General features: G+C 69.0%; 5 protein-coding genes, 1 tRNA gene and 2 rRNA genes (1 of these 8 cut by a window edge). 2 read left to right on the plus strand and 6 right to left on the minus strand.

Annotated elements, in window-relative coordinates; genetic code table 11:
• The first annotated feature begins 288 nt into the window (after positions 1 to 288).
• The gene (locus tag RGI145_RS18020) at positions 289 to 795 is read left to right on the plus strand and encodes a CinA family protein (RefSeq protein WP_075799454.1); all 507 of its coding nucleotides are present in this window, start codon (positions 289 to 291) and stop codon (positions 793 to 795) included.
• 102 nt (positions 796 to 897) lie between these two features.
• Here RGI145_RS18020 and RGI145_RS18025 read toward each other — a convergent pair whose 3' ends face one another.
• The gene (locus tag RGI145_RS18025) at positions 898 to 1,323 is read right to left on the minus strand and encodes a DUF3597 domain-containing protein (RefSeq protein WP_075799455.1); all 426 of its coding nucleotides are present in this window, start codon (positions 1,321 to 1,323) and stop codon (positions 898 to 900) included.
• A 229-nt stretch (positions 1,324 to 1,552) separates the two neighbouring features.
• Entirely contained in the window at positions 1,553 to 2,251 is a 699-nt protein-coding gene (locus RGI145_RS18030) for an endonuclease III domain-containing protein (RefSeq protein WP_075799456.1), read from the minus strand.
• A gap of 175 nt (positions 2,252 to 2,426) precedes the next feature.
• Between RGI145_RS18030 and htpG the strand changes: the two genes are divergently transcribed.
• Positions 2,427 to 4,253, plus strand: coding sequence for a molecular chaperone HtpG (gene htpG / locus RGI145_RS18035; protein ID WP_075799457.1), 1,827 nt, complete (start codon positions 2,427 to 2,429; stop codon positions 4,251 to 4,253).
• A gap of 115 nt (positions 4,254 to 4,368) precedes the next feature.
• Here htpG and RGI145_RS18040 read toward each other — a convergent pair whose 3' ends face one another.
• From RGI145_RS18040 to RGI145_RS18055, 4 genes are all read right to left on the minus strand, one after another.
• On the minus strand, positions 4,369 to 7,173 hold the full coding sequence (locus RGI145_RS18040; RefSeq protein ID WP_075799458.1) for a phosphoenolpyruvate carboxylase: 2,805 nt from the start codon (positions 7,171 to 7,173) through the stop codon (positions 4,369 to 4,371).
• Between the two features lie 97 nt (positions 7,174 to 7,270).
• A tRNA-Met gene (locus tag RGI145_RS18045) sits at positions 7,271 to 7,347 on the minus strand.
• Positions 7,348 to 7,416: 69 nt separating this feature from the next.
• Positions 7,417 to 7,531 (minus strand): 5S ribosomal RNA (gene rrf, locus RGI145_RS18050).
• Positions 7,532 to 7,738: 207 nt separating this feature from the next.
• Positions 7,739 to 8,553: ribosomal RNA gene (locus RGI145_RS18055) — 23S ribosomal RNA — on the minus strand; it runs 1,928 nt beyond the window's last position.

The following is an 8,553-nucleotide window of genomic DNA, read 5'->3' on the forward strand; positions in this document are numbered from 1 at the left end:
TCTCCCTCCCGATCGGCACTCTCCAAAATCCGACAAGGCCCATCCGGAAGCGTTGATCGCTCTTCGCATTCATGTGGACTTCACGGGGAATCCTCCGTGGCGTTCCCGGACAGCCGCCTCCGTGTTGCGGAAACCAGCGCAGGCTGATCTGCCCGGCCCAGATGTCCGAATGGGTTCCAGGGCCACGGGGAACAGGACGGACATACCCCTCCCGCTTTCCCCTGCCTTTCGGAGAGAACTGGCGAAAGCACCGCATCGGCGTCACTTTGTCGCGGTTGGAGGTGAAGCATGCAGGACCTGTTGCCCAGGGCCACGCAGCTCGGCGCGTTGCTCAAGCAGCGCGGAGAAACCGTCTCCGTGGCCGAATCCTCCGCCGGCGGGCTGGTGTCGGCGGCCCTGCTCGCCGTTCCGGGGGCCAGCGCCTACTTCATGGGGGGCGCGGTGGTGTACACGCGGCAGGCCCGCGATGCTCTTCTCTCCATCACGGAGAAGGAGATGGCCGGCCTTCGTCCCGCCACCGAGCCCTATGCGATGCTGCTCGCCAACACCATCCGGCAACGTTTCGCCACGCATTGGGGCATTGCCGAAACCGGCGCGGCCGGCCCCGGTGGCAACCGCTATGGCGATCCCGCCGGCCATGCCTGCATCGCCGTCGCCGGTCCGGTGGCCCTGTCGAGAAGGCTGGAAACCGGGCGCCAGGACCGCCCGGACAACATGCGGGCCTTCGCCGCCGTCTTGCTGGACCTTCTCACCGAAGCGATGGAAAGCGGAGACGGCATGTCGGCCCGGGCCTGATCCCCCCGGCGCATGGCTGGCGGGGCCGTCCCGCTGCCCATCAGGGGACGGTTCCGGGACATGAGGGGAGGGAGAGCCTTACCCCCTCCCCTCACATGGCCTTCAGTGCTTCAGGCTGTCGGGCACCTTGCCGCCATTCTGGGCGAGCTGCTGCCAAACGGCCTTGGACAGGGCGATGTTCTGCTCGGCGCTGCCATCCGCGCCGGCATGCACGTTGAGCTCGTTCGCGAGCTGCTTGCGCGCATCCAGGCTGGAATCGAGGTCCAGCATCTTCAGCAGATCGACGATCGAGGTGCGCCAGTTGCCGCCGCCGCCCTTCTGCGCGGCGATCCCCTCCAGCACGGATTCGACATCCACCTCCTGGCCGGGCGCCGGGGCCGATCCACCGCCGGCCGGGGGTGCACCCGCCGGGGTCGCTGCGGGGGTGGCGCCCCCGGCCGGTGCCTGGTCGGAACCGGCCGGGGTGGCGGCCTGTGCCGCGCCGGCGGGGTGGAAGATCTTGTTCAGGATCGAGCTGAAAATGCTCATCTTGCTTCCTTTCAAGAAGACGGACGGGGAACGGTCGGACCCGGCGGGAGTTCCGGCGCCGGTTGGGCGAAACAGGCACAGGAACTCAAAGACCCGCCGCGGCCCGCTCCGGCCGGATGGCTGCGACGGGTAACGCAGGATTTCCGGCCGTGTTGCGATGGCCGCCGAAGAAGGGACATGTCACGGCACCGCCCAGGGGCACCCGGGCCGGTGGTCCTGTGGCGCAGCATCAGCGGTGGGCCGTCACCCCGACCTGTTGGCACATGCTCAACAGCAGGCAGGCCGAGCAGCGAGGCCGCTCGCCGGTGCAGACATGCTTGCCGAAGGGCACGAGGCGCTCGTTGATCTCGACCCAGTAACGACGGGGCAGGATCGCCGCGAGGGCAGCCTGCGTCCGGTCCGGCGTGCCGGTCGCGACGATGCCCCAGCGGTTGGTCACGCGATGGACATGGATGTCCACGGCGATGTGCGGTTGCGCCAGCGCCACGCCGAGCGCGAGGGAGGCGATCTTCGGCCCCACGCCGCGAAAGGCCATCAGCCCCTCGGCCGTGTCGGGAACGGTGCCGCCGAGCTCCTCCACGATCCGCCGGGAGAGGGCGATCAGGTCGCGCGCCTTCGGTTCGGGAAAGGTGGCGCCGTGCAGGAGCCGCACGAGTTCCGGCTCCTCCAGCGCCGCCAGCGCCTCCGGGCTGCGCGCCACGGCGAAAAGCCGGAGGCAGACCGGGATCGTGGTCTCGTCGCGGGTGCGGGCGGAGATAAGGCTCGCCACCAGTTGCTCGAACAGGCTGCCATAGCCCCGATCCCGCAGCTCGAACATCGCTGCCTTCGGCACCCCGGCAACGGCCCGTCGCAGGCGCCGGAAGGCCTCGTCGAAGTCGAAGGGTTCCTTGGGCGTGGCGTCCGCCGCGATCGGGGCTGCGAGGGGCATGATCGCAGGAACGCCGCCCGGCCGGACGGGTTCAGCGCGTGGCCCGTCACATCCGGGCGGGCCGCCGACGCCATGCGGGCCTGCGGGGAAGATCCCACGACACAACCCGTTGAAACGATCCGGCATTCCCCGCATATCGCGCCCCAGCTTGAACCCCCGACCGAGAGGACTGACGGTGAGCGAGACGCTGGAGCGGCACGAATTCGGCGCCGAGGTGGGGCGCCTTCTCGATCTGGTCGTGCACGCGCTCTATTCCGACCGCGAGATCTTCCTGCGCGAACTGGTGGCCAATGCCGCCGATGCCGTGGACCGGCGGCGCTTCGAGGCGCTGACCGACGGCACGCTGGGCCTGCCGGCCGAGGCCAGGGTCCGGATCGTGCCCGACAAGGCGGCAAGGACGCTGACCATCTCCGATCCCGGCATCGGCATGAGCAAGGCCGAGCTGGCGCAGCATCTGGGCACCATCGCCCGCTCCGGCACGCTGGCCTTCACCCGCTCGCTGGCCGAGGCACAGGCCGCGGAGAAGCCCAGCCTGATCGGCCAGTTCGGCGTCGGCTTCTACTCCGCCTTCATGGTGGCGGATCGGGTCGAGGTCACCTCCCGCCGCGCCGGCGGCGAGGAGGCCTGGTGCTGGGCCTCGGAAGGCCAGGGCAGCTACACCCTCGCCCCCGCCGAACGGGCCGAGCCCGGCACGGATATCGTGCTGCACATGAAGGCGGATGCGGAGGAGTTCCTGGAGCCCTTCCGGCTGCAGGCGATCATCCGCAAATGGGCCGACCACATCACCATCCCCATCACCGTGGCGCGGGATGGCCAGGACGAGCCCGCCAACGAGGGCACCGCGCTCTGGCGCAAGCCGAAATCCGAGGTGACGGAGGAGCAGTACACCGAGTTCTACCGCCACGTCGCCCATGCCTTCGACGAGCCCTGGGCCACGCTGCACTGGCGCGCGGAGGGCACGCTGGATTACAGCGCGCTGCTCTTCATCCCCGGCATGAAGCCCTTCCAGGCGGTGGAGGACGAGCGGCAGAGCCGCGTGCGCCTGCATGTCCGCCGCATGTTCATCACCGACGAGGCCGGGCTGCTGCCGCCCTGGCTGCGCTTCGTCGCCGGCGTGGTGGACACCGAGGACCTGCCGCTGAACGTCAGCCGCGAGATGCTGCAATCCACCCCCGTCCTGGCACGCATCCGCAAGGCGGTGACGAACCGCGTCCTGTCCGATCTGAAGACGCGCGCCAGGGATGAGGCGGACTACGCGAAGTTCTGGGAGAATTTCGGCCCGGTCCTGAAGGAAGGCGCCTGGGAGGATGCCGACCACCGCAAGGAGGTGGCGGCGCTGCTGCGCTTCCGTTCCTCGTCGGTGGAGGGCTGGACCTCGCTCGCCGACTATGTCGCGCGGATGAAGGAGGGGCAGGAGGCGATTTACTTCCTGCTCGGCGATGATCCGGCCGCCCTGGCACACTCGCCGCAGTTGGAGGGCTTCCGCGCCAAGGGCGTGGAGGTGCTGCTGCTGTCCGACGGCATCGACGCCTTCTGGCCAGAGCGCCTCGCGGAGTTCGAGGGCAAGCCGATCCGCAGCATCACCCAGGGCGTGGTGGACCTGTCGAAGATCGCGGGTGGCGCGGAGGAGGGCGAGGCCGCCGATGTCGGCGAGTTGCTCGCCCGGCTGAAGGAAGAGCTGAAGGACGAGGTCGGCGAGGTCCGCGCGACGGACCGGCTGGTGGAAAGCGCCGTGGTCCTGGCCGCCCCGCCCTATGGCCCCGACCTGCAGATGCAGCGCATGTTGCGCCGCGCCGGGCGGGGCAGCGGCGCCGGCCTGCCGGTGCTGGAGATCAACCCGCGCCATCCGCTGATCCGCAGGCTGGCCGAGAGCGTGGCGACGGACACGGCGCTGGCGGAGAAGGCGGGCCTGCTGCTCGACCTTGCCCGGGTGCAGGATGGCGACACGCCCCGCGATCCGGCCGGCTTCGCCCGGCGCGTTGCCGCCGCGCTCGCCTTCTGAACGCCTCCCGGCCCGCCGCGAGGCGGGCCGGCCGGACCCGGCGCATCCATCGGGCGTTCCGCCACGGCGTCACCGGTTTCCGGTGACGTGCATCGGGGCGCCCGATGGATACGGATCACCCGAAGGCATCGCATTCCAATGTGACGACGGCGCTGACCTCCCGCACCATGGCGAAGAGCTCGCGCAGGGGTTCCGTGATTTCCTCGTGCTCGCGGCCATAGCCACCGTGGCGCGGCGTGGGCGGCTCGGCGAAATCCAGCGAGGCGCCGGCCGGCTCCACCACCGGGAAGACCGCGTCGAAGACATCGGCCGCGCCTTCCACATCGAGGCGCAGCAGGCGCTGCACCAGCCCTTCCCGCGTCACGCTGTGACGGGGCGAGAAATCCGGCATCTCCACGGCGATCAGCCAGATCCGGTGGATCAGGCAGAGCCGCAGCGCGTGCAGGGCGAAGAGGCGGTCGCTCATCGCGGGGGCGAGGTAGCCGCCCTCCTTCGGCCAGGCGCCCCGCAGGCGGATGTCGTCGGCCAGCAGGCGGCGCAGGACGCGGCGCGTGGGGTCGGTCAGGCCGAGATCCTCCAGCGCCCGGGCCACCCGCATCAAGGCCGCCGGCCGCCCGGCACGCCGCGTATGGGCGGCGCGGTCCAGCCACATGCCCGGGTCCAGGCTGGCCACATAGCCACGCAGCACATCCGGGTCCGAGCAGCGCAGGGCGGCGCGCACGAAGGCCATGGCGTTGCGGAAGCGCGGCGAGCGGCGGAGGAGGTCGGCGAAGGTGTCGGGTTCGTGCGACGCCCCCGCGCCCATGCCATGGGTGAGCGTGGCCAGGAAGCCGAGCTGTTGCAGCACGGCGTTGTTGGGGATGGCGCGCAGCTCGCGCACATGGCGGATGACGCTCGGCCCGCCGCTGTCGCTTTGCCGGGCGGCGGGGCGCGATCCGGTCCGGTCCAGCAAGGCCGTGCCGAAGGCGCCCAGCAGGGCCGCGTAGCCCGGATCGTCCACCAGCGCCGTCATCGCGGCACGGGCCCCGGCGAAGAGGTCGTTGGCGAAGCCGCCTTCGGCATAGACGGGATCGCTTTCCGTCTCGATCGGGGCGAAGGCGTGCTCGGCGATCCGGGCGATCGTGGCATGGGCCAGTTCCGGCGTGCCGAAGTTCAGGTAGCCGTCGCTGCCCTGGAAGCTCGTTTCCAGGCGGACCGGGGTGTTGTGCGCGGCGAAGGCCGCGCGCACCGCCGGCGGGTCGAGATAATCCAGCCGGGCGGCCAGACCATCCGGATGGCCGGCGCGGCCGAGCCCTTCGCCATGGGTGTCGAAGAGCACGACCTCCAGATCGCCCAGCCCGTAGCGGTCCAGCAGGTCGGCAACCCGCAGCTTCAGCCGCTCGATGAGCTGGCTGGCCTGGACCTGGCCGACATAGCGGCCGGAATCGGAGTAGCCGAACTGCAGGCAGAGCCGGCCCAGCTTGCGCAGATAGTCCCGCCAGGCCGGGGAGCGCAGCGCTTCCTCGACCACGCGCTCCCCGCGATGTTCCAGGGCCTCCGCGGTCTCGAAGAGCGGGGAGATTTCCAGGTGCTCCTCCACGCCGCACAGCTTGGCGAGGAGCAGGGCGATCAGCAGGGTCAGCCCGCTTTCGGTCTCGGCGATCAGGAAGCGGACGGGCTGCGAGGCGTCCACATGCTTGGTGATCTGGGTGACGGTCATGAGCAAGCGCAGCGCGCTGGCCTGCTCGGCCATCAGGCCGCCCAGATCGACCGGCTCGGGCTTCACCTGTTGCAGGGCCTCGTTCACGGCGCTGAACATGGCGCGGCGCCGGGCCGGATCGGCGGGATCGCCGCCGATCTCCGCGAAATGCAGCCGGGCGGCGTTGTGGAGCTGCGCCGCGTTGAGACGGACATGCGTACCCGCCAGGGAAAGGCCATGTGCGGCGAGACCGGCCCGGGCGACACAGAGGGCCAGGCGGGTCTCCTCCTCCGCGGCTTCGGCGATAGCGGTCTCGAAAAGATCCAGCAGCGGGGCGGGGGTGACGAGAGCGGCCTCCCGCGACCCCACCAGCTTGTGGGCGAAGTCGCGCACCGCCAGGGGCTCCGTCGGTCCGGAGGGTGGGCAGGCGGCGATCTGCTCGTCCACGGCCTGGAGGGCTTCGTCCACGCGCTGCCGCAGGGGCGCGGTCATCTTCTCCTCGATCGGATCGAGCTGGAGCCTCAGGCGTTCGAGCTGCATCCGCTTCATGGAAAGGCGCAGCCGGAGCGTGTCCTGCCAGCCGATATCCGTGCGCCCGTCGGTGTCGTAGCCAACCCAGGAGGCCAGGATGATCGGCCTGGGCTCCAGCCGGAGCCAGCGGTCCGGCCAGAAATCCCGCGCCACTTTCAGGAAGGCTTCCGCCAGGCGATCCAGCGCATCCCTGGCATGGCTGATGGCCTCGGCAGCCTGGGCGAATTCCATGGTCAGGGACGGCACTTCCGGGCGGAGCGGCAGCGCCTCCTCGGGCACCGGGCCGCCGCTGGCCATGGCGGCCAGGGCCGCGTTGGCGGGAGGGGGAAGGCTGAAGGTGGGATGTGCCGTGAAGACCGCGGCTGCGCGGGGACGTTCCGCCGCAGCGGCAAAGGCCGCGAAGCGCACCGGGCTGTCCTGGGGGTCGGGCCGTGCGGTCCGGGTGGCGAGGATGGCCAAGGCCTGATCGGTCTCGGCCGTTGGAACGACGCCGACGGCTTCCCGCAGCCGTCCCGCGCGGTCGCGGAAGGCGGACTGCCCCAGGTCACGCAGGAGCTTCGCGAGTTCCGCCCGCGACAGGCCTCCGTCATCCATGCGCCGGCTGAGCAGAAGCGCCAGGGCCAGGGCGGGGCTGCCAAAGGGGTCGCTGACGGCCGCCTGACGGGTTTCGGCTGCGAGTCGGAGGATATCGAAGGGGGGATCGTGCCGCATAGGCACGCATGCTGCACGGGCTAACGAGTGCTGTCGTGTTTTCTTTTTGACAGACCCATTGTCCAGCCTTGCTGGCCGTTCAGGGAAAGTTCCACCCTGGATGCGGGGACAGGATTTGAACCTGTGACCTTCAGGTTATGAGCCTGACGAGCTACCGGGCTGCTCCACCCCGCGTTGGGTGAGTGTGTGATGCGGTGATGGCGATCGGGTCGGTGTGTTGTGTGTGTAGGTTCCCATCGGGCGGCCTGGCGGCGACCGACTCTCCCGCGTCTTGAGACGCAGTACCATGGGCGCTGAGGCGTTTCACGGCCGAGTTCGGGATGGGATCGGGTGTGGCAGCCTCGCTAGGGCCACCAGGCCACCGGATGGGAACCGTGGAGGTGTGTGTAGTGTACCGACCTGATGCGCTGGGTGATGGAGGATCTGGGCCTTGTGGCTTTATGGGGCTTTGGGGCTGGGGGGAGCGGGGTATCGGGTGTTGTGAGTGTGTGTTGCTGACTGAGCGGGTGCGCTTTGGTGCTGCGCGCGGTGTCCCTTGTTGAGGGGGACTGCGGCGGCGGGGGAGTGATGGAGTTCGATCGGGCGATTAGGATCGCTCGGCTGCATCCGTTACCGGACTTCCACCTGCGACCTATCGACGTGGTGGTCTTCCACGGCCCTTGGGGAGACCTGGTTTTGAGGCTGGTTTCCCGCTTAGATGCCTTCAGCGGTTATCCGTTCCGTACTTAGCTACCCGGCGATGCTCCTGGCGGAACAACCGGTGCACCAGAGGTACGTCCATCCCGGTCCTCTCGTACTAGGGACAGATCCTCGCAAGTCTCCAACACCCATGGCAGATAGGGACCGAACTGTCTCACGACGTTCTAAACCCAGCTCACGTACCGCTTTAATCGGCGAACAGCCGAACCCTTGGGACCTGCTCCAGCCCCGGGATGCGATGAGCCGACATCGAGGTGCCAAACCTCCCCGTCGATGTGGACTCTTGGGGGAGATCAGCCTGTTATCCCTAGAGTACCTTTTATCCGTTGAGCGATGGCCCTTCCACGCGGGACCACCGGATCACTAAGGCCGACTTTCGTCTCTGCTCGCGCTGTCGCGCTCGCAGTCAGGCGGGCTTATGCCTTTGCACTCAACAGCCGATGTCCGACCGGCCTGAGCCCACCATCGCGCGCCTCCGTTACACTTTGGGAGGCGACCGCCCCAGTCAAACTGCCCACCACGCAGGGTCCTGGCCCGGGCTAACCGGGCTCAGTGAGATGCCAGAAAGAAACAGGGTGGTATTTCAAGGTTGCCTCCACCTGAGCTAGCGCCCGGGTTTCGATGGCTCCCACCTATCCTACACAGTTCCTTCCTGGCACCACTGCGAAGCTGCAGTAAAGG

Source organism: Roseomonas gilardii, assembly GCF_001941945.1.
In the GTDB taxonomy this organism is placed as follows: Bacteria; Pseudomonadota; Alphaproteobacteria; order Acetobacterales; family Acetobacteraceae; genus Roseomonas.